At 62.2% G+C, this 22146-nt stretch carries 19 protein-coding genes; 9 read left to right on the top strand and 10 right to left on the bottom strand.

From position 1 onward, the window contains the following. Positions 1-53: 53 nt before the first annotated feature. The gene (locus tag QCE73_RS17310; RefSeq protein ID WP_309882573.1) at positions 54-710 is read right to left on the bottom strand and encodes a GAF domain-containing protein; all 657 of its coding nucleotides are present in this window, start codon (positions 708-710) and stop codon (positions 54-56) included. A gap of 228 nt (positions 711-938) precedes the next feature. Here QCE73_RS17310 and QCE73_RS17315 point away from each other — a divergent pair, with 228 nt between their 5' ends. The 4 genes from QCE73_RS17315 to QCE73_RS17330 are packed head-to-tail and all read left to right on the top strand — an operon-like array spanning position 939 to position 10947. After that, a complete protein-coding gene (locus tag QCE73_RS17315) occupies positions 939-1823 on the top strand; it encodes an alpha/beta hydrolase (protein WP_309882574.1) in 885 nt (294 codons plus the stop codon). Further along, positions 1811-3502: a cyclic peptide export ABC transporter gene (locus QCE73_RS17320; protein WP_309882576.1), complete on the top strand. Its 1692-nt coding sequence runs from the start codon at positions 1811-1813 to the stop codon at positions 3500-3502. The genes QCE73_RS17315 and QCE73_RS17320 overlap by 13 nt, the downstream gene beginning before the upstream one ends. Before the next feature lie 44 nt (positions 3503-3546). After that, positions 3547-10722: a non-ribosomal peptide synthetase gene (locus QCE73_RS17325; RefSeq protein WP_309882578.1), complete on the top strand. Its 7176-nt coding sequence runs from the start codon at positions 3547-3549 to the stop codon at positions 10720-10722. A gap of 15 nt (positions 10723-10737) precedes the next feature. After that, positions 10738-10947: an alpha/beta hydrolase gene (locus QCE73_RS17330; RefSeq protein ID WP_309882580.1), complete on the top strand. Its 210-nt coding sequence runs from the start codon at positions 10738-10740 to the stop codon at positions 10945-10947. Here the strand turns inward: QCE73_RS17330 and QCE73_RS17335 are convergent. The 5 genes from QCE73_RS17335 to QCE73_RS17355 all read right to left on the bottom strand — a co-directional run bounded on the left by QCE73_RS17335 (position 10927) and on the right by QCE73_RS17355 (position 15781). Further along, on the bottom strand, positions 10927-11673 hold the full coding sequence (locus tag QCE73_RS17335) for an SDR family oxidoreductase (protein WP_309882582.1): 747 nt from the start codon (positions 11671-11673) through the stop codon (positions 10927-10929). The genes QCE73_RS17330 and QCE73_RS17335 overlap by 21 nt on opposite strands. 4 nt (positions 11674-11677) lie before the next feature. Beyond that, the gene (locus tag QCE73_RS17340) at positions 11678-12040 is read right to left on the bottom strand and encodes a hypothetical protein (protein ID WP_309882583.1); all 363 of its coding nucleotides are present in this window, start codon (positions 12038-12040) and stop codon (positions 11678-11680) included. A 133-nt stretch (positions 12041-12173) separates the two neighbouring features. Beyond that, positions 12174-13280 (bottom strand): PHB depolymerase family esterase, encoded by a 1107-nt coding sequence (locus tag QCE73_RS17345; RefSeq protein WP_309882585.1) that lies wholly within the window; start codon positions 13278-13280, stop codon positions 12174-12176. A gap of 90 nt (positions 13281-13370) precedes the next feature. Next, entirely contained in the window at positions 13371-13952 is a 582-nt protein-coding gene (gene phaP, locus QCE73_RS17350) for a TIGR01841 family phasin (RefSeq protein WP_309882586.1), read from the bottom strand. A gap of 95 nt (positions 13953-14047) precedes the next feature. After that, the gene (locus QCE73_RS17355) at positions 14048-15781 is read right to left on the bottom strand and encodes a M57 family metalloprotease (protein WP_309882587.1); all 1734 of its coding nucleotides are present in this window, start codon (positions 15779-15781) and stop codon (positions 14048-14050) included. A gap of 393 nt (positions 15782-16174) precedes the next feature. Here QCE73_RS17355 and QCE73_RS17360 point away from each other — a divergent pair, with 393 nt between their 5' ends. The 4 genes from QCE73_RS17360 (at position 16175) to QCE73_RS17375 (ending at position 17993) form a co-directional block, all read left to right on the top strand. After that, positions 16175-16378: a cold-shock protein gene (locus QCE73_RS17360; protein ID WP_035499088.1), complete on the top strand. Its 204-nt coding sequence runs from the start codon at positions 16175-16177 to the stop codon at positions 16376-16378. Between the two features lie 177 nt (positions 16379-16555). Then, on the top strand, positions 16556-16774 hold the full coding sequence (locus tag QCE73_RS17365) for a hypothetical protein (RefSeq protein ID WP_035499089.1): 219 nt from the start codon (positions 16556-16558) through the stop codon (positions 16772-16774). Positions 16775-16777: 3 nt separating this feature from the next. Beyond that, positions 16778-16918 (top strand): hypothetical protein, encoded by a 141-nt coding sequence (locus QCE73_RS17370; protein WP_309882589.1) that lies wholly within the window; start codon positions 16778-16780, stop codon positions 16916-16918. 76 nt (positions 16919-16994) lie between these two features. Continuing rightward, positions 16995-17993: a serine protease gene (locus QCE73_RS17375; RefSeq protein WP_309882591.1), complete on the top strand. Its 999-nt coding sequence runs from the start codon at positions 16995-16997 to the stop codon at positions 17991-17993. On the opposite strand, the gene rpoD is transcribed toward QCE73_RS17375, so the two are convergent. From rpoD to QCE73_RS17390, 3 genes are all read right to left on the bottom strand, one after another. Next, on the bottom strand, positions 17990-19912 hold the full coding sequence (gene rpoD / locus QCE73_RS17380; RefSeq protein WP_309882593.1) for an RNA polymerase sigma factor RpoD: 1923 nt from the start codon (positions 19910-19912) through the stop codon (positions 17990-17992). The two genes, QCE73_RS17375 and rpoD, sit on opposite strands and share 4 nt — an antisense overlap. Before the next feature lie 99 nt (positions 19913-20011). Then, positions 20012-20227: a hypothetical protein gene (locus QCE73_RS17385; RefSeq protein ID WP_035499201.1), complete on the bottom strand. Its 216-nt coding sequence runs from the start codon at positions 20225-20227 to the stop codon at positions 20012-20014. Positions 20228-20291: 64 nt separating this feature from the next. Continuing rightward, on the bottom strand, positions 20292-20573 hold the full coding sequence (locus QCE73_RS17390) for a hypothetical protein (protein ID WP_035499091.1): 282 nt from the start codon (positions 20571-20573) through the stop codon (positions 20292-20294). 476 nt (positions 20574-21049) lie between these two features. Between QCE73_RS17390 and QCE73_RS17395 the strand changes: the two genes are divergently transcribed. Beyond that, positions 21050-21313, top strand: a complete 264-nt coding sequence (locus QCE73_RS17395; protein ID WP_309882596.1) for a hypothetical protein — start codon at positions 21050-21052, stop codon at positions 21311-21313. 37 nt (positions 21314-21350) lie between these two features. Here QCE73_RS17395 and QCE73_RS17400 read toward each other — a convergent pair whose 3' ends face one another. Further along, positions 21351-22016: a TetR family transcriptional regulator gene (locus tag QCE73_RS17400; RefSeq protein WP_309882598.1), complete on the bottom strand. Its 666-nt coding sequence runs from the start codon at positions 22014-22016 to the stop codon at positions 21351-21353. Positions 22017-22146 lie beyond the last annotated feature (130 nt).

The raw sequence follows: 22146 nt of genomic DNA on the forward strand, positions 1-22146 counted from the left end.
CAAAAAAAGCGGCGGCGCATGGCGCGCCGCCGCTCGTCACGCGAAGCCAAAGGTTAGCTTTCGCGCCGGTTATTTCGATCGCTATGCTTGCGCACGTTGCTCGCGAGTTCGGAAATGATCTCGGTCGCCGCGCCGATGATCTGGTTGAAGTCGAAGCCCGCGCGCGTCATCTCGCGATAGAAGGATCGGGCGAGCAGCTTCGAGAGCTGGCTCGGATTCTGGATCGATTGAGCAACGATGTCACCGATAGTCTGATCCGTCGAGCGCTTCAGCGTCATGCGCGCGAACGGCGAGGCAACGAGCTTCTGCAGTCTGTCCGCTTCGACGGCCCTCGTGATGAACGCGGCGAAAATGCGCAGCAGCTTGAGGTCATGTTCATCGAACCGCTGTTTGTCTCGCGGCCCCGAAACCTGCACCACGCCAATCGCCTTTCCATTCGACTCGAGGACCGAGAACATCTTGTCGCGCGCGTCCGAGTATTCGACGATGGCCGCCGTCGCGCCGAGATGCACCTCGCCGAAGGACACATAGTGCCCCGAGCATACGTCGGCGATGCGCTCGTCCGCCGTCACGGAAACGACACAGCGTTTCGCACCCAGCGCCTCGGCGACCATCGACGCGAGTTCTTCGGGTGAGCCGAGGGAATTGCCCGTGACCGCAACCGCGTCCTGTGCGACTGGCTCTTTGAAAGCAGGGTTCGAATTTGTCATGTGCGCATCCACCGGAAAGTTACATCGTGTTGTCGGATCGTCGGTCAGTCTTACGTTCCATGAAGGCCCGGACCGACAGAACATGTGAATGAAGTCAAGTTAGGCGCGGAAAGTTAGGAACCTGTTAGCGGGTGCATCGGCCACTTTTACCCCGCTGGTTCGTGACCTAATCCGGTTCTAACTCTCGAGCGTCAAGCTGTCTCCGCTCGATCCTAACAGGTGACAATCATGAAACGACCCTCTTTCGTGCAGCGACGCAGCGTCAGAATCCGTAATGGCCGTTTCGACATATCGGTCGAGGATTCGGGCAGCGCCGGTACGCCCTGTGTGCTGCTTCACGGCCGCGGCGAGTGCAGCGGCGTGTGGCGCACGCTGACGGAATCCGCCTGCGCCGATAACCGCTTCGTGTCCATCGATCTTCGCGGGCACGGCGATTCGAGCTGGGACCCGGAGCGCGCATACGATGCGCGAACGCTCGCCGGCGACGTGCTCGAAGTCCTGCTCGCAATGAACATACGAAAGCCCGTGCTGATCGGTCATTCGCTCGGAGGCAGCGTCGCATTGCATCTTACGGGAATGCTCGAACAGGTCACGGCGGGTTTGGTGCTGGTCGACTTTGGACCGGATTCCGATGGCGCTGGTTCGCAAAAAGTGTCCGCTGAAATACGCGAAACGCCGGTGCGTTTCAACTCGATCACCGAGTATGCGCAGTGGCTGCAGGAGCGCCGTCCGCTTGCGAATGAGCGTGCGTTGCAGCATCTCGCGGCGCACGCGCTGCGCCGCACCAATACGGGCGCCTTCGAGCCGAAGCTCGACAGGGCCGTCGCCGATGACTCGCCGAAGGAAAGCGCGCGCGATGAGCACGTCTGGGCCATGCTCAGGTCCGTGCGCTGCCCGAGCCTCGTCGTGAGAGGCATCGGGTCCGCATTGCTTACGCCGCAGATCGCGTGGCGCATGGCGAATCAGGCGCTGCCCAAAGGGCAACTCGCGACGATCCCGCGCGCAGGTCACTCCGTGATGACCGACAATCCCGACGAATTCAACCGGACGATCCAGACGTTCCTTGCGTCTCTTGCACCCGCAGCGAGCGGAGACGCGTCATGTTCTCGCTGATCCCTCCGCAGATTCGACGCGAGTCGATGCCGCGCATTGTCGTCGCTGTCATTGCCGGGTTCGTCGGGGCCATTTGCAGCGCCGAAATCGCACGGCTGATCAGTACCGTCGCCAGCGGTCACATACCCACGCGCGCACTTGCGATCGGCTTCTTCGCCGTCTGCGCGGCACAACTGCTCTTCAGAACGACATCGCAGATTCTCATCATGGACTTCGGGCAGCAGGTGATATGCAGCCTGCGCATCGAGTTGTGCCGGAAGATTCTGCATACGCCGTATAAAAAGCTGGAGGCGCTCGGAAAGCCGCGCCTGCTCGCCATTCTCACAACGGATGTCAACACGTTCGCGCAGGCCGCGCAGATGCTGCCGGTCGTGTTCGGACATCTGGTTTTGACTGCCGTGTGCCTCGCCTATATGGCCTGGCTTTCATGGCAGGCCTTCGCGTGCTTCTTCGTCTTTCTGATCACCGCGGCGGTCATCTATCACAGCGTGGAGCGCTGGCCGCTGCGAGAAATGCAGGCGGTTCGCGATCAGCTCGACGTCATCTTCCGGCACTTCCGCTCGCTGCTCGAAGGCACGCGCGAATTGCAGCTCAATACTTCGCGAGGCCGATACTTCACCGATCACGTGGTTCATCCGACCGCGCATCGGTTCAGGCGATCCTTCACGCGGGCGATGCTGCTCTATTCGCTCGTCGCCAATGCGGGCGGCATGTTGTTCTACGTCGCTATCGGTCTGATCCTGCTCGTCGTGCCGCACTGGTTTCCGCAATCGCCGGGCGTGCTGGTGACGCTCACGCTGCTGCTTCTGTTTCTGATCCAGCCGGTCAGCGAAGTGATGACGAGCTTGCCGATTCTGCGGCAGGCGTCCATCGCATTGGGGCGCATCCGCATTCTCGATGCCGAGCTGACGCACGCGCCAAATGACGACACGCCCGCGACGCAGGACGATCCGTTCGCCGTCACAAAGGAAGGTGCGCCGTTGCTCAGATTCGCCGGCGTATCGCATCGCTATCCGGGGCTGACCGAGGATCGTCCGTTCACGCTCGGGCCGATCGATCTGTCGATCAGACAAGGCGAGGTCGTCTACCTGATCGGAGGAAACGGCAGCGGCAAGACCACGCTCGCGATGCTGCTGCTCGGGCTCTACGAACCCGAGCAAGGACATGTCGAGCTGAACGGCATCAAGGTCGACAGACATAACCTCGTGCAGTATCGTCAGCGCTTCTCGGCTGTGTTCGCCGACTTTCATCTGTTCGACGAAATCCTTTGCCAGGATCAGGCTCAGGTCGCCAAACAGGCGACGCATTATCTGCGCACGCTCGAACTCGATCACAAGGTAAGCATCCGGGACAACCGGTTCAGCACCACCAGTCTTTCGTCGGGGCAACGCAAGCGGATGGCGCTGATCTCGTCCTATCTCGAAGATCGCCCGATCTATCTTTTCGACGAGTGGGCCGCCGATCAGGACCCCGTGTTCAGGCGCGTGTTCTACACGGAGCTCATTCCCGATCTCAAGCGCCGCGGCAAGACGGTCATCGTCATCTCTCACGACGACGCCTACTTCGAATGCGCCGACAGGCTCGTGCAGGTGGCGCAAGGCCGTCTCGTCGATGTATCGGCTGAAGCGCTGAAGGCGGGCTTGTACGCAAGACGCTACGACTCGCCCGTGGCCGACTGAACGCGTCGGGGCCGTCCGGTTAAAACTTCTTATCGAGTGAAACCATGCTCAGCTTTCCTCTTACGCCCGCGCAGCTCGGCATCTTCTTTCGACAACAAGTCGATTTGCAGGATCCCCGATACAACCTTGCGCATCTGACGGAGATTGCCGGGCCGCTCGATATCGAGGTGCTGGAATCGGCCTTGCGGCAGACCATCTCGGAAGCGGACGCAGTGCAGGTTCGTCTGCGCGGCACGGAAGGATTGCCGCATCAGATACTGGAGCCGGTCGATTTCAGGCTCCCGGTGCTCGATGTCAGCGGCGAGGCGGACCCGCTACAGGCAGTGGAAGATCACGTGCAGGCGAGACGTTCCACCGCGTTCGATCTCGATCAGTGGCCGTTGTTCAACGTGGCATTGCTTCGGACCGCATCGGACCGGTTTTTCCTGTTTCTGTGCTTTCATCATCTCGTGTTCGATGGCTACTCGTTTCTTCTCTTCATCGAGCGGCTCGCGGAGATTTATTCGGCTCTGAAAGGCGGATCGCAACCCGCTCCGGCGACATGGAGCCGGCTTGCCGATCTGCTCGCGGACGACGAGGCGTATCGCGCATCCAGCGCTTTTCAAAAGGATCAGCAGTACTGGAGCGAGCATCTGGCCAATTGCCCGGAACCTCCGATCATCGCGGCGGACGTGGAGAATCCATCGCCCGAAGTCACGACGGTCAAGGCAAGGATCAACCTGCCGCCGGAAACGGTGGCATCGCTGCGTCAAACCGCTCAACAGAACGGCACCTCGTGGTCGCAGTTCATCACGGCTGCGATGGCCGCCTATCTGGCTCGCGTCAGCGGTCAAGCCGATGAAGTGGTGCTGGGGATGCCCGTCACTGCGCGGGTCGGGCGAACGGCCAAGAACGTGCCGGCCATGATGTCCAACGTGCTGCCGCTGCGAGTGCCCGTCGATCCGCGCGCGAGCATGATCGAGCTCGTCAAGCAGGTTTCCGCGCAGAGCCTTCGCGTGCTGCGTCACCAGCGTTATCGGATCAAGGATATCCGGCGCGATCTGGAACGCCTCGACATCGGTCAGCGATTGTTCGGCCCGATCGTGAATATCATGCCCGGCTTCAATAGCGCGATCGCGTTCACGGACTGCGAGGTTGCATCGACGCGCACGTTTTCCGTCACGCCCGACGACCTGACGTTGCACGTCCACGACGAGGGCCAGCAAGTTGGCCTGAGACTGGTATTCGATGCCAGCGCGGCAATGTACAGCGCCGACGCGGTGCGAACGCATTTGCGGCGATTCACGCATTTTCTCGAACAGGCGATCGCGCAACCCGACGTCCCGTTGCATACCCTTCCCCTGCTGCTGCCCGGCGAGCGCGACGTGCTCGAAAAATGGAACGGGTCGGCCACGCCCTTGCCGCAGGCGCAGTGCATCCATCGGTTGTTCGAGCAGCAGGCTGCGCGCACGCCGGATGCAACCGCGCTCGTCTTCGAAGGCCAGCCCGTCACCTATGCGCGGGTCAATGAGCAGGCCAACCGGCTCGCCCATCAGTTGATTGCGCTGGGCGTCGGACGCGAAGCGCGCGTGGCGCTGTGCATGGAGCGTCGTCCGGAACTGGTGATTGCGCTCCTGGCGATTCTCAAGGCGGGCGCCGCCTATGTGCCGCTCGATCCGGCCTATCCCGGCGAACGGCTGGCCTACATGCTCCGGGACGCCGCTCCCGTGTTGCTCATCGCGGATACGGCGGGTCGCGCGGCGCTCGGCGATACGGGGGAACTGCCGGTGCTCGAACCCGGCGCTTTCGATGACACTTGGCCCGATCACGATCCGCAAGTCGCGGGGCTCGGTTCCCGCGACCTCGCCTATGTGATCTACACGTCCGGATCGACGGGCGCGCCCAAGGGCGTCATGGTCGAACATGGCAACATCGTCAATCTTGCCGTCGCGCAAATCGCGCTCTATGGCGTTGGTCCGGAGAGCCGCGTCGTCCAGTTCGTTTCGCCGGGCTTCGACGTCAGCGTCGCCGATGTGTTCATGACGCTGGCCGCGGGCGCCGCGCTTTATCTTCCGGTGCGTGACGACTGCCTCGCGGCCACATCGCTCATCGACTATATGCGGCGGCACGCGGTCACGCACGCCCAGTTGCCCCCGGCGCTGTTGCAGGGACAGAATTCGCTGGCGCTCCTGCCGAGGCTTCAGGTTCTCGTGCTGGGCGGCGAGTCGCCGGGTGTCTCGCTGATGCGCACGGTGCAATCCGATATCACGATCTTCAACGCCTATGGCCCGACCGAAACCACGGTCTGCGCGACGGCGTGGCGCAGGCCGGACGGGTTCGACGGCAACACCGTGCCTATCGGCCGGCCGCTCGCCAACACGCGGATATATCTGCTCGACGCGCACGGCCAGCCGATGCCGCCGGGCGCCGTCGGGGAACTGCATATCGGCGGTGCAGGCGTTGCGCGCGGCTATCGGAACCGCCCGGAACTCACGGCCGAACGCTTCCTGCCCGATCCCTTCAGCGCGACGCCGGACGCGCGCATGTATCGCACCGGCGACCTCGCCCGCTGGCTTCCCGACGGCAATGTCGAGTTCCTCGGCCGCAACGATCTTCAGGTCAAGATCCGGGGCTATCGCATCGAGCTCGGTGAGATCGAGGCGCGGCTCGCGGCACATGAAGGCATCCGCGAGGCGGTGGTGGTGGCGCGCGAAGGCGGCGGCGGCAAGCAGCTCGTGGCTTATTACACGGCGGACGCATCGCGGGAAGCGTTGCGGAGCCAGCAATTGCGCGCCCACATGCTGGAGACGCTGCCGGAATACATGGTGCCGGCCGCCTACGTAATGCTGGACGCACTCCCGCTCACGCCGAACGGCAAAGTGGACCGGCGCGCGTTGCCCGCCCCCGACGACGCCGCGTTCACCCGTCGCGACTACGAAGCGCCGGCGGGCGATACGGAATCGATGATCGCGGCGATCTGGGCGGAGGTGCTGGGGCGCGAGCGCGTGGGCCGGCACGACAACTTCTTCGAACTGGGCGGCCATTCGCTGCTGGCGGTGACGCTGATCGAACGGATGCGTCAGGCAGGCGTACGCGCCGACGTTCGGGTGTTGTTCAGCCAGCCGAGCGTGGCTGCGCTGGCGGCTGCGGCGCAAAGCGTGCCCAACGCGGTGACGGTGCCGCCGAACGGCATCCCCGCCGGGTGCGAGGCGATCACGCCGGAGATGCTGCCGCTCGTCACGCTGACCACGCAGCAGATCGACGCCGTGGTCGCACAGGTCGAAGGCGGTGCGCGCAACGTGCAGGACATCTATCCGCTCGCGCCGTTGCATGAGGGGATGCTGTTCCACCATATCGCGGGCGGCGACGGCGATCCGTATCTGCAGAACATGATGATGGCCATGCCCGAACGCGTCGAGCTCGGGCGCTTCGTGCAGGCGCTGCAAACGGTGATCGCGCGCCACGACATCCTGCGCACGGCGGTGCTCTGGGAAGGTCTGCCCGAACCGGTGCAGGTAGTGTGGCGCGAGGCGCGTCTGATCGTCGAGGAGGTAACGCTCTTGCGGGAGGATGGCGAAATCGAGGCGCAACTGGCGCAGCGCTTCGACCCGCGACATCATCGGCTGGATGTGCGGCAGGCGCCGATGATGCGCCTCTACGTGGCGCGCGACGAGCCCAACGGCCGCTGGCTGCTGCAACTGCTCGGCCATCACATGGTGATGGACTACACGGCGCTGGAGATGATGCTGGAGGAGATCGAAACGATCCTGCGTGACGAGACGCAGTCTCTCCCCACGCCGCTGCCGTATCGCAACTTCGTCGCGCAGGCGCGACTGGGCATGAGCCAGAGCGAGCACGAGGCGTACTTCCGCGAAGCGCTTGCCGACGTCGATGAGCCCACGCTGCCGTACGGCCTGAGCGACGTGCAGAGCAACGGCCTCGGCATCGCCGAATTCAGGACGACGCTTCCGGTCCGGGTCAGCCAGCAGTTGCGCGAAGAGGCGCGCAAGCTCGGCGTCAGCGTGGCGAGCCTCTTTCACCTCGCGTGGGCGCAGGTGCTGGGGCGCGTGTCGGGCCGTGAGGACGTGGTGTTCGGCACGGTGCTGCTCGGCCGCATGCAGGGCGGCGAGGGCGCGGACCGCGTGCTCGGCATGTTCATCAATACGCTGCCGATCCGCGTCCGCCTGCATGACGTGAGCGTCGGCGATGCCGTGCGGCAGACTCATGCGGCGCTGTCGACGCTGCTGCACCATGAACACGCCTCGCTCGCGCTGGCGCAGCGCTGTAGCGGCGTCGCCGCGCCGTTGCCGCTGTTCAGCGCGTTGCTGAACTACCGTCACAGCCGGGCGTCCGACAAGGCGCACGGCGCGCGCACCACCGCGAGCGGCGTGTCGGTGCTGCACGGCGATGAGCGCACCAACTATCCGCTGTTGCTCTCGGTGAACGACTTCGGCGGCGACTTCGAACTCGTCGTGCAGGCCGATACGCGCGTCGATGCATCGCGTGTGGCGGGCTATATGGACTGCACGCTGGACGCGCTCGCACTGGCGCTGGCGCAAAGCCCGTCGCTGCCCGTGCGCGCGCTCGACATGTTGCCGGTCGCCGAGCGCGAACGCCTGCTCGTCAAGCGCAACGAAATCGCGGCAGAAGCGCCGGAAACCACGGTGATCGCGCTGTACGAGGCGCAGGTCGAAAAGACGCCGGACGCCGTGGCCGTGGTCCATGAGGACGCGCGTCTGACGTACGGGGAATTGAACGTCCGCGCAAATCAACTGGCTCATCGTCTGATCGATGCGGGCGTCAAGCCCGACGACCGGGTCGCGATCTGCGTGGAACGCGGCATCGAGATGATCGTCGGCGTGCTGGGGATTCTGAAGGCAGGCGCCGGATATGTGCCGCTTGACCCGGCTTACCCCGTCGAACGGCTCGCCTACATGCTCGACGATTGCGCGCCGGTGGCGGTGCTCGCGCAGGCGAGCGTGCGCGAGGTGCTGGGTGAACTGTCCGCGCCGATGATCGAACTCGACACGCGGACCTTCGAAGCGCAACCGACGCACAACCCGGTGGTCGCGGATCTGAACCCGCGTCATCTGGCCTACGTGATCTACACCTCCGGCTCGACGGGTCAACCGAAGGGCGTGATGATCGAGCATCGCAACGTGGTGCGACTGTTCAGCGCCACGGACCATTGGTTCGAGTTCGGCGCGAACGACGTCTGGACGCTCTTTCACTCGTTCGCGTTCGACTTCTCGGTGTGGGAAATCTGGGGTGCGCTGCTGTACGGCGGCCGTCTCGTCGTGGTGCCGAAGCAGGTGAGCCGCTCGCCGCAGGACTTCTATCGCCTGCTTTGCGAGGAAGGCGTGACGATCCTGAACCAGACGCCCAGCGCGTTCCGGCAACTGATCGCCGCACAGGGAGAAAGCAATCTGTCGCATCGATTGCGCCAGGTCGTCTTCGGCGGCGAGGCCCTCGAACCGGTGATCCTCCAGCCGTGGTACGCGCGTGAGCAAAATGCGGCCACGCAACTCGTGAACATGTACGGCATCACGGAGACCACGGTGCACGTGACCTATCGTGCGCTGAGTCCCGAGGATGCGCAGCGCACGGGCCGCAGTCCGATCGGCGGGCGAATTCCTGACCTGCGGCTGTATGTGCTGGACGGTCAAGGTCAGCCGGTGCCCGAGGGTGTGACCGGCGAGATATACGTGGGTGGCGCGGGCGTGGCGCGCGGCTATCTGAACCGTCCGGAACTCACCGCGCAGCGCTTCGTGAGCGATCCGTTCACGAGCGATGCGCAAGCGCGGATGTACAAGTCGGGCGATCTGGGCCGATGGCTCGCCGACGGCACGCTCGAATACCTCGGCCGCAACGACGATCAGGTGAAGATTCGCGGCTTTCGCATCGAGTTGGGCGAGATCGAAGCGAAGCTGCTGGCATGCAAAGGCGTGCGCGAGGCCGTGGTGATCGTTCGGCAGGACAGTTCCGGCGACAAACGGCTGGTCGGATATGTGGTCGGCCGCGACGGGACTGGGCCATCGGCGGCGGATTTGCGAGAACAGCTCTCGATGGTGCTGGCCGATTACATGGTGCCGAGCGCCTTCGTGAATCTGGAGGCGTTGCCGCTGACGCAGAACGGCAAGCTCGACCGGCGCGCGCTGCCGGCGCCGGACCAGTCTTCGGTGGTGACGAAGGACTACGAGGCGCCGCAAGGCGAGGCGGAAATCGCGATCGCCGCAATCTGGCGGGAGCTTCTGGGCGTGGAGCGTATCGGGCGTCACGACGATTTCTTCGCGCTCGGCGGCCACTCGCTGAAAGTCATCACGTCGTTGTCGCGGCTTGCGAGTGCGTTCGATAAAAAGATCGCACAGCTCGATTTCTATCGGCAGCCGACCGTCGCGGGCGTGGCTGCGCTGCTCGCTCGCGATGCCCCCACGGCGAGCACACTCGTGCCGGTCATCGCGCGCGGTTCCGCCACGACGCGTATGACCGTCGTATGCGCGCCGTATGCCGGGGCGTCCGCGACCGTGTTCCGGCCTCTGGCCGATGCCCTGTGCTCACGCGATCCGACGCTCGCGGTGCGCGCAATCGCGCTGCCCGGTAACGAGCTAGGCAGCGATCCGCGCGATTACGTGTCGGTGGTTCAGATGGCGCAGGCCTGCGCCGACGAGCTCGTCGCGGCGGACACCGGCGATATTGCCGTGTACGGTCATTGCGTGGGGAGCTTCCTGGCGTTCGAACTGGTGCGCCAGATCGAGCGCCGGGGGCGCAAGGTCGCGCTCCTCACCGTTGCGGCGGCGTTTCCGCTTCCGAGGCTTTTACGCTGGCTGCCGATGCCCTCGCCGTGGAGCCTCACCAGCGACAGCAAGCTTCAAACGTTGATTCGACGCTGGGGCGGTCCGACCGACGCGATGGAACCCGATGTGCTTGCCTTCATGATGGGCAATTTCCGCAGGAATGCACAGTTGACTTTCGACTACGAGAAACATCGCGCCGACGACAAGATCGCCGCGCCGATACTCAGCATCGTCAGCGCCGACGATCCGCTGACGCGCGGATATGCGCGCCGGTTTCGCGCGTGGTCGGCGCTGTCGGATCGGACGGCTTTGGCCGTGTTGCCCGAGGGACAGCATTACTTCGTGGGCACCCGGCCGGAACTCGTCGCGGATGTCGTCTGCAAACATCTCGACGAGCACCGCGAACCCCGGCCTCTGCCACTCGCGCGGAACGTCGAGGCATCGTGATGAAAGGAGATTTTCGTGGTCAAGGCAGGCACGTTTCGCGGCAGTCGGATCGGTCTCTTCTACGAGGAGTTCGGAGAGAGCGAAGAGCTGGCGTCTCTCGATTTGCCCGTGCTGATCATTCAGGGAAGCGACGATCCGATCTTTCCGCCCGCGCATGGGGCACGCGCTCGATCCCGCGTTCTTCGATGCGATCGCAGCGGCGAATCAAAATGGACTGATGCCTGACATGCCGCCGTCGACTGCGAGGTCGGCGCCTGTCATGTAGCGCGACGCATCGGATGCGAGAAAAAGAATCGCGGCGGCGATTTCCGCCGGGTCGGCCGGGCGCTTCATCGGAATCACGCGCGACCATTCCAGCAGTTGCGCTTCCGACATTCCGAGGCTATCGAAGATCGGCGTATTGGCCACGCCCGGAGAAATGCTGTTGACGCGTATGTCGGACTCGACGAATTCCGCCGCGAAGCTCTTTGCGAGCGAAACGACCGCCGCCTTCGACGCGCAGTAAGCGGAAAAATTTTTGGTGCCCTGATTGGCCGCGAGCGACGCCACGAGGATGATCGACGCAGGCCGTGCAAGGAACGGCAGCGCCTCGCGCACAGTCGCGTAGACCCCGCCGACATTGGTGTTGAGTACATCGGAGAATTGCGCCAGCGACGTGTCGCGCACCGGCGTTTGACGGGAAACACCCGCGTTGGCAACGACGACATCCACCTTGCATTTGAAGTGGCCGACTGCCTTCTCGTATAGCTTACGCATGTCGTCGGGGATCGCGGCGTCGGCAACGACAGGCAATACTTTCTCGCCAAGTTTCTCCGCGGCGCGTTGCAGTTTCTCCGCGTTACGCCCGCTGATGACCACGCGCGCGCCTTCGGCCACGAATCGTTCGGCGGCGGCGAAGCCTATGCCACTGCCGCCGCCTGTCACCACTGCGAGTGCATGCTTGAGTAACATCGCGTCATACCCGCAAGTTGACGACCAATGCGCGGCCTGAACGGATCGCGCGTGTCGTATGGCCTGTGCCGTCCATGTCGCCGGCAATGAACATCGCGCCTGCTGCAAACCGTTGCGAAGCGTCGCTGCCTTGCACGGTGATTTCGAGTTCGCCATCGAGCACGATGACATATTGTCTAGCTGGCGGGTTATGCCAGCCGAGCACATAGTCTGCGTCGAACTCGTGCACGAGCACGCTTTCACACGGCTGCGGCGACGATAAGGAAACGGCGACGCCCTTGAATATCACCGGACTCGCTTCGAACGCGTGAATGGTTCTGAACGCCGAATGTCCGTCGAGGCCGCTGTATATCTCGATGCATTCCATCGTCCCTCCTCGTGTCACGCCACGTTCCGACGATGCGCGAACGAATTCGCGTTTTGATCGACTACCCGGAATGTCGAATCAAAGTCTAGGCGGCGAGGGGGGAGAATTCAAAGCGGACTTCTTCGATGAACCTTCAGTATTGCCGGCTGCCGTCTCTCGTGAATTGACCGAAGAATCGCGCAATCTCGCGGCTCGCTGCCGGTCCGCGCGTGTCCGTATGGGTGCCGTCGGGATGGCCTCCGGACCACGCATGACCCAGTCCGTGCACGACCCACTGCTCGCCGATCGGTTCACCGTCACGGTCATGAAACACTTGACGGGTATAGGCGTGGCCGCCCGCTTCGTCGGCGACGTAGATCGAGGATGACGTCACCGTGTCGTCGGACATGCCATGCAGCAACTGGCTCATCGACACGATCTGTTCGCTGTTGCGCGGATGCACGGTGTCATCGGCATCGCCGTGAAAAACGATCAGAGGCACCGCGCGCGGTTTGGGGCCGTCCGACAGGGTGTCGGGCAAGCGCACTTTGCCCTTGCCGTCATTCATCGCGCAGAGCGCCGTCATCTGCTCGTCGGCGACGCCGAACGCCAGGCCCGAATGAATCGCCGCGGCCGCGTAAAGCTCCGGATGCGTCACAGCGAGATTGACGGCCAAAGCACCACCCGCCGACATACCCGCGATATAGACGCGAGCACGATCCACGTTATAAGTGGCCGCGACCTCGCGCGTGAGGGCCGCGATGGCCGCCGCTTCGCCTGATTCGCGCGTCTGATTCGCCGCCATGAACCAGTTCCAGCACCTCAGTGGATTCGAACTTTCCGGCTGCTCCGGATAGACGACGATAAAGCCCTTCTCTTCGGCGACGATATTCATCCCGGTCCCCGATGCGAAGTCGTCCGGGTCCTGTTGCGCGCCGTGGAGCATGACGATCATCGGCAGCGGCTGGCCTTCGTATGTGGTCGGAACATAGACCTTGAATCGATAGCGCTCGTTGCCATGCTCGAAGCTCTTGCTCGACCAGCGATGAGCGCCCGCTTGCGCGATCGTGCTGTCGCTGTGCGGCGGTTCATCTTCGGAGTATGTCTTTTTCGTTTCGCTTGCCGATGGCAGCGGAGTCGCAGGGCTTGCGACCGCTGTCTCAGTGTTGTCGAAGAATTGCGCCGTGAGACCGACGATTTCGCGAGGAAACATCGACCAGAACGAGTCGTGCGCCCACGCAAGCGGATGGAAGGGATTCATCGATTTTCCCGTCGGGTCGAGCAGAATAAAAAACCCGCGTGATGCGGGTTTCGAAAGTCAACAGTGGCACGTCAGGGCTGACGGCACGGATTAGCGCTTTGCGTCGGCCTTGGCAGCACGCACGGCCTTCTCGGATGACTCGATCGCTTCGACGCCTGCATCCGCGAGATCGGTCGATGCGTCGGCAGCGCTCGACAGCAGTCCGACAGCCTCTTGCGAAGCAGATTCGGTCGCCTTCTTCAGTCCGAAGCCGAACTGCTCGATCGGGCCGCGCGCTTCGTTGAGAATGTCCGTCTGCGTCGCACGAACGATCTGCCAGAAATGCCTCGTATAAGCAGCCGCCTTTTCGGGCGTCTCGGCCAGCAGCGTCGATTGCCAGCTCAGAAAGTCGGCCGGCTTTGCCTGCGGGCCGGCCTTGGCAACGGCCGTGCTCTCTTCGAAGACGGTCTTGGCCGTCTGCACGTTCAGTTCAGCAAGTTGCTGAAGGCCGCTCGCATACCGCTTTGCAACATTCACGAGGACCTGAAGGCTTGCTGCCGGGTAGACAAACGTTTGATTCGCGAAAGAAGAAGGAAACATTGTTGCTCCTGAGTTCAGCTTCGTAGAAAAAGCTGTATTTATGACCGGTCGCGATTTTGCTGCACCGCAATATAGAGACCCATCATACGGCACTTTCGGCTGTCGTCAAGTGAGCATTCGTGTTTTCCTCACCGTGTGAGCGGTGGTGCGGAATCCTCCTTTAAGTCCTACGAATCGCGAACCGTTTCTCAGCGCGTCACCACCACGAAGGGCGCAACGCCGCTCGACACCGTACCGCTGGTGAACGACCGCAGCCCGAGGTCGGTGCTCCGATATTTTCCGTCCGAACGCTGCTTCAACTGATTGACGGACCACGTGTCACTCCGTTCCAGGAGTACGGACCCGGACGTCGGATCGAATTGCATGTATCCCACAAGGCTTGGCGATGTCAGCAACGTCGTCTTCGCTCTGCTCGTCACGTCATAGAGGATGATCGCGCTCGGGCTCGTCGCATTGTCATCGGCGAAAAGAATCTGCCCGTTACCGATTGCCGTGAGGAATTTCGGTTTCTTTTCCGGCAGATCGGTCAGCACGCGCCAGATGCCGCTCTCCAGATCCATTTCCGTCAGGCTGCCCTCGCCTGCAAACGACGTGAAGCTCACGAAATAGGCCTTTTTCGCATCGGCGGTCACGGTGAATTCATCGTTCATCGTGCTCGACGCCGAACCCGCCGGATAGCCGCCCACGATAAACCCGCTGGCCGCCTCGATGCGAAGAACTTCCAGCTTCGTCCCCGGCGCGTTCGCAAGCGCGAAGAGGTATTGATCGTCATTCTTCGCCGTTACCAGCTTGATGACGCTGTAATCCTCGGGCAGCACCATCTTTCTGAGCAGCGCCCCCGAGTCGGTATCGATGACGCTGATCACGTTCTTGTTCGACAGATAGACCTGCTTGCCATCCAACGCGGGCTGGAAGCTATAACCCGTGGAAGTCGTCAGCAGCGGCCCGATAGGCGTGACGTGCAGCACCTTGTTGGTCGCGGTATCGATCGTGGCGAGATCGAGCGATGTCGGACTTCTCTCCAGTAGCACGTGCAGCCGCTTCCCGTCGACGCTGGCGAACATTCGATCGACCTGCTTGTAGTCGCCCGTCAATGAAAGATCGATCGATGCCTTCGCTGTGCGCGACGCGAAATCGTACGCGGTGACCTGAGCCGGAGCCTGGGCGCGCGTCAACGTGTACACGGTTTCGCTGACCCGGGGAGGTCCGTAGTACTTCTGCACCATTTCGATGTCGGTGGCGCTCAGCTTGCCGTCACCGTTCCAGTTCGGATTGCAGTAGTTCATGATCGATGCGAGATCCCAACTGCCGATCATCGTATCGCCCGAGGTGCCTTGCGCGGGCTCGATGCATGTCGATGGCGTGTCGGGCCGGTTCTGCTCGTGCGCGAAGCCCAGCGCGTGGCCGAATTCATGCGCGGCAACGCGGCGGATGCAATATTCCTCACGTCCCTGGCAACTCGGGCTCCAGTTCCTGAAGGTGAAATCGAGCGCCATTCCGCCTGCGACGTTGTTCAGCATCGCGCCCAGGCCGACGGTATGCGGTCCGCTCGCCGCAATGTCCTCGACGGTTATCCGCACGCCGTAGTAGTTCGGATCGTTCGTGCATTGCCGCCATCCAGTGAACCGCACGCCCGAATTCTGCTCCCAGGTTTCCTGAACCGCGAGGCGGCTCCAGTTCCGTTCCGCGGAGTATCGCGCGAAATCGGCGTTGTTCATGTTCCAGCAAACGCCGATGGGAACGCGGTCCCAGATGACCGTCGACAACGCGTAACCCTTGGTTGCCGCTTCCTGCTGCGCCGCTGGCTGGCCAGTTGCGCTCTTTCCGTTCGTGACCGCTGCATCGGAGCCGGCGTCGCCGCCGCATCCGGTAATCAATACTCCTGAAGATATCGCCAGAACCAGCCCTCGTATCCTTCTCATTCTCTTCTCCGTTTTTCGAGACCATGCAGGCTTGCGCATGGCGGAAGGAAATATATTTTCAGCGCGTATTCAGACCGGAGGCTCTCCATTACGAATTATTTCCGCAAGCTTCTGCCTGGCTGCGTGCGGACGTCAATCATTAATTATCCGAATTGTCGGATGAGGAAGCGCCGCGCCGCCGAGGGGCGTGGCCGGAGCGCCTTCCCGTCACGTATCCGCACTGAAATCGACTAATAGTTGACCATTTCACATGGGTTTGGTATGATTGCAGCCGAAGTTCAAGAAGTCGACTGCTGCTCATCAATAGTCCGTTTTAGTGCCGGAATTCGTTGTCCACTCCCTCCTTGATGCTTCTCTCGTTCAACACCCACATCAGATTCTCAAGGATTTTTCATGGATAACGGCATCGTTAAATGGTTCAACGACACCAAGGGCTTCGGCTTCATTACCCCGGATAACGGCGGCGATGATCTGTTCGCGCACTTCTCCGAAATTCGCGCCGACGGTTTCAAGACCCTGGTCGAAGGTCAGAAGGTGAGCTTCGAAACGAAGCGCGGCCCGAAGGGCATGCAAGCCTCGAACATCAAGCCGCTCTAATCGCAGCGTCACGGGGTCCGTTGTGCGGATCCCGTTCCCCTCTGGTTTTTCCGCTTCCCTCCCTCACCCTCTTCATTGCCGCACGTCCCGACATCGCTCGGTGATATATCGCGCGCACTCTTTTCTCATTCGTTGCGTTTGAACGTAAGTATCAGCGCCCAAAAAATATAAAATCTAATGGCATCCATTCAGAGTTATCACGGTTATGCGGTACAAGCGACCGCACACCGCCTGCCGGACCGGACGTTTTCGGCAAACGTGTCTGTAGACCGTAAAAATATTCGTTCTTCCGAATCGCAGTACACCTTTTATTCCGTCGGCTATTTCTCGAAAGAAGTCGAGGCCATCGCTTACGCGCATCGCTGGGCGAAGGACTGGATCGACACCCGCGGATAGTGCATGACCGAGGCGCAAGCGCATCGCGACCCGTCTCCTTCACGTTGCCCGAAATGCCTTGACCGCTTCGGGCGAGGTGCGTATCGTCAATTTATGCTCGAGGCGGTATTCGATCCGCATCTTCCCGGCGACCGCCGCGCCTGAAGCGACGCATGTTTTTAAGCGGTCGCGTGGACAACGGTGACGCTGCAAAATTTCGCGTCACCAGGACACCACGGCAATGCATACGACCGAGTTCTATCGCAGCTCGAACGGTGACAGATGGCTCCTCTGCGACGGCGCGAATGCCGTTGTCCGGCACGTGCCAAACGCGGCGTCCGGCGGTTCTGTTTCGGACAAGCCTGTCGCGGAGTTCCTGTCGGAAAACAGCCTGCAAGATCAATATCCGCAGCACGACGCGTTGCGAATCTTCCTCGCAAGAAACAACACCAATCCGAATTTGCCCGACGAGCCCGACGCCGCGCGCAAGCCCACGGTCGAAGCCCTCTTGCTCACGGCCGTGCGGGTGCGCACGTTCGTGCAAGCACGTCATCTCACCAACGCGAGCGGCTTTTTCTTCGCGCGCGGAGAGCGCCTCTTTCTCGTCACGAGCCGTCATGTGCTGGTCGATGCGGCCAGCCAGCATTTCCCCGATCGCATCGAAATCGAGCTGCACGTGGATCGTGACAATCTGGGCGCGTCGGCGTGGGCGTCGCTGCCGCTATACGACGCGGGCATGAGCCTGTGGCGTCAGGCATCGGATACGGGCGGCGAGATCGATGTCGCCGTGCTCGAAGTGCCCCGCCATCAGTTGCCGCTCACGGCCGTGTTCGCCGCGTTTCGTCCCGAACATCTGCCCGCATCCAGCGACGCCATGCCGATCGGCGCTTCCGTGCTGATCGTCGGCTTTCCGCTGGGCTTTCATGACTCGCTGCATCATCTGCCGGTGGTGAGACAAGGCATCATCGCGTCGGCGTTCGGACTGCGGTTTCAGGGCAAGGGCTGCTTCATCACCGATGCGCGCACGCACCGCGGCACGAGCGGCGCACCCGTCGTGATAAGCCGCCATCCGGCCGATGAAAGCGGCGCGTCGTGCGCGCTTCCGTGGCGGCTGCTCGGCATTCATTCATCGACCATCGACATGACCACGCGCGATCTGCACGTGGACGAATCGCTCGGCCTCAACAGCGCCTGGTACGCCGATGTCCTCATGAGCCTCACGGAAGACCGACTCGACTAGTGATCGAGAAACGAGCGCAGTTTATCCGCGCGTCGCGGATGCATCAGTTTGCGGATGGCCTGACTTTCGATCTGCCGGATGCGTTCGCGCGACACGCCCAGATGCGTGCCTAGCTCGCCAAGCGTGAATTCGCTGAGCATGTCGATGCCGAAGCGCATGCGCAAAACGCGTGCTTCGCGCGGCGTGAGCGCGCTCAACGCATCGTCGATGGCAACGCGCAGGCTGGCGCGCACGACCGCATCGAGCGGCGATTCCGCGTTCGAATCCTCGATCAGGTCACCGAGCGTGGCATCGGCGTCATCGTTCGCTGGAGTTTCGAGCGAGATCAGGCGCATCGCCATTTTCTGAATGCTGCCGATGCGCGCCTCGGGCAACTCCATGCGCTCGGCCAGCACCGCGGGCTGCGCGGGCTTGCCGGTCTGCTGCAGAATCTCGCTTGAAATGCGGTTGAGCTTGTTGATTGTCTCGACCATATGCACCGGGACGCGAATCGTGCGCGCCTGGTCCGCGACGGCGCGCGTGACCGCCTGACGAACCCACCACGTCGCGTAGGTCGAGAATTTCCAGCCGCGCCTGTATTCGAACTTGTCGACGGCCTTCATCAAGCCGATGTTGCCCTCTTGAACGAGGTCGAGAAAGTGAACGCCGCGATTCACATATTTCTTGGCGATCGAGATCACGAGGCGCAGATTGGCTTCGATCATCTCGTTCTTCGCGTGCCGCATGCGGGATTCGGCCGCGAGCAGTTGCCGGCCGATTTGCTTCAGGCGCTGAACCGGCATCGCGGCGTGCCGTTCGAGATCGATCAGACGGGATTGCTCGGCCTGAATGGCGGGCAGGCTGCGTTCCAGCGCTGCGCCATAGTCGCGCGATGTCGCGGCGGTCTTCGCGGTCCAGTCGAGATCGGTCTCGTGACCCGGAAACGATGCGATGAACTGCTCGCGCGGCATGCCGCACCGGTCGATGGCAATACTGGAAATTCGCCGCTCGATCTGACGCACGTGCACCAGCCGCTGCTGGATATCGTTGCAGGCGCGGTCCACCGTGCGGGTCGAGAAGCGCACGCGCGCCAGTTCTTTTCGAATGATGTCGTGAGCGCCCGGAACGCTGGTCGTGCCCGCTTCGCGCAATTGTTCGACGCATTCTTCCACCCCCGCAAAGAGCGCGAGTGCGTCGTCCTTGAGTTGCGTCAGCCGCAAGCGGTTCGCTTCGTCCTCGGCTTCGGGATCGCGTTCCTCGTCGGCACGCTCGGGTTTATCGATCTCCGATGGCATCGTCTTGTCATCGATACCGTCGATCAGTTCGTCGATGCCAAGCTCGTTCTCCGCGACCTGCCGCGCGCTCGCGAGGATCATCGAGATGGTGGGCGGAGAGGCCGCGATGGCCTGAATCATCTCGTTGATGCTCGCTTCGATCCGCTGCGCGATTTTCACTTCGGCCGCGCGCGTCAGCAGTTGCTTCGCGCCCATCTCGCGCATGTACATGCGCACGGGATCGGTGGTGCGGCCGAATTCGGCATCGACAGTCGAGAGCGCGACTTCGGCGTCTTCTTCCGACTGATCATCGAGCGCGACGACCGGGACTGCGTCGTCGAGCAACAGCGTCTCGGTGTCGGGAACCTGTTCGTAGACCGCCACGCCCATTTCGAGGAACGTGCGCGAAACATCATCGAGCACGGAAGGCTGCGCGAGATCGCCAGGCAGATGATCGTTGATTTGCGCATGCGTGACGAAGCCTTGATCCCTGGCCACACGGATCAACGCGCGTACCGCACGCTGCTGTTCGTCGGCGCGTCGCTGCCGGTCCGGTTGCGATGCGTCCGCAACGGCCGACTTGCCCTTTTTCGCCGTGACGACGCGAACGTTCTGCGCGTCCGGTTGCTGACTTTCAGTTGCTTCTTTTCGACGGGAACCGGCCATCCTCGCTCCACAATCAGCTTCTTTTGCCAATGTGAGACGTTAGGAGGCGCGGCGGCCTGCGCAGACGAAATCACGGCATGTCAATCTACCGAGGTCGATTCAACCGAACCGCACTTCAAGCCACTGGCGCGCCCAGTTCGCCGCGAACGCGACGGCATCGTCACGGCGGTCGAAGCCGGCAAGATCGCCGCTGACGAAGACATCCATCACGCTGCCGTCCGCACGGTCGGCGCAGATGCGCGCATGCGCCATATATTCACCGTCGGCCCGGCGCGGCGTCGGATCGATGCGAATGTTGCGGGTATCGGCTTGCATCATGCTTCCCCTTGCCGTTTGCGACGGCAGGTCATCGTCGGCGCTGCGAAGCGTGCTCACAGCGCTAGTCAAGGAACGTCCGCGCCTGCGGGCACTTGTCGATCATCTGCTCGGCGTACGCGATCGATGCGCGACGCGCGTCGCCGGCGCTCTGAAACGGCTCGCCCGCGCTGATCTTGAATACGCGGCTGCGCGATATACCCATTTCCGCCGACGGTTCCTGAATACGCACGGCAGCATCGAATCCATCGTCCTGGCTGTATGCGTGACTGGCGCCGGCCGGCCGATGCGAAAAGACGAGCGGGCATATTTCCAGGCCACGATATAGGCGGTTTTCGACTGTCATCAAATGATCTCGGACCGCGCACAGGCGGCAGTGTAGTAAGGGGGCGTAGAGCAGTATCGGCAAGGTGACACGATCGACCGCGTTGCACGGTCTCCGATCTGAGGCTGATCCCGTTCGGGGCCGGCGCTTGAGCGCTATCGGATGCTACGAATTGATTGCCACTCGCTGGATTCATCCATCCTACGCGGTTTGAGGATTTTGTATAGCGAAATTTTGACGAATTAAACCGATGCCACCGACGTCTCTTCAAGACGAAACAGGCAAGCGCGCCGCGAAAGTCCTTTCCACCCGACTCGACCCGCTACTGAGCGGATGACGCTTATTTTCGCCACGCCTTGCACGCGGAATGAACTCGTTATGCGATCGCCTGCCAAATCGATCAAGTCAGGTACATGCGTTGCGTCCGTTTGTCCCATTAGCACGCTTGCCGGGCGCATCGCGCACTTCAACGCTTCGCCAATGATATCGAGGCACGCATGAAAGTCGGCATCATCACACACGTGAATTGCCCTTGCGGGCATCGCGGCTCGATTGTGGAACGCATCTACGACGATGGACAGTCACACTGGTATCGCGCGACGCTGGAAGGCCTGTCGGACACTGGTCACTACCAAGGCGCCGACCGCCTCTTCGCCGATAACACGCCTGCATGTGAAGCGTGTGGCCGTTCGCTGTCTCCGGAAGATGTCGATTCGAGCGAGTTCATGACGCGGCAGATTCGCAGGCACGCGGAAGTCTGATTTACTTCGGATTCCGAAGCCTTGTGCGATCCGGGCGTCACTTGAGAACCGCCGCCTCCACCGCCGCCAGATACGCGGCCAGCGCCCGCTTGACTTCGCGCAGATAGCGGCGCGCCAACTGCACGTCGCCCATCGATGGACGCAACTTGACGGCCAGCGCGCCGCCCGCGAGCGCATGGAGCATCTCCACGTAGAGTTCGCGCTCGGAAGCTTTCACGCCGGGCATGCGTGCGTCGATCACCTTTCTCATCATGCCGGACTTGCGCTTCTTTTTCGCTTCGTCGTGCGGCATGACCGACATCAGGATCAGAAAGTCGGTCTTGCGCTCGAAGTATTCGATATGCGGCGTCATGATGCGATCGATCACCGCTTCCGCCGATAGTCCCCGCCACGTCTCGCTATCGATCCGTCCGAGCTCGTCTTCGAGTTCGTCGAGCGCCGCCGCGTGACGATCCCACAGCGCGGCGAGCAGGCTGTCGCGATCCGGAAAGAAGTGATACATCGAGCCGATCGGCGTCTGGGCGCGCCGGGCGACGCCGTGCATCGTCACGCCCTCAAGACCCTTTTCCACGATCAGTTCAGCGGTCGCGTCGAGCACGGCCTCGATGCGCGCCCGCCCGCGCGCCTGTAGCGGCGAACGCGCGGTGCTGCCGCGCTCCTGATCTTGCAACTCGCTTTCGTTGTCGGTGCGAGGCTTCTTCATCGTCTCTCCTGGCACGGGCGAAACTAGACGCGATCGTCTAGATTCGTGCATACTAGACGCCATCGTCTAGTTTGGCGAGCGCGCCGCGTGTATCGAACATGCAGCAAACGCGCTCACCGTCTCGTATTCA

This window comes from Caballeronia sp. LZ029, assembly GCF_031451275.1.
GTDB classification, from domain to species: domain Bacteria; phylum Pseudomonadota; class Gammaproteobacteria; order Burkholderiales; family Burkholderiaceae; genus Caballeronia; species Caballeronia jiangsuensis.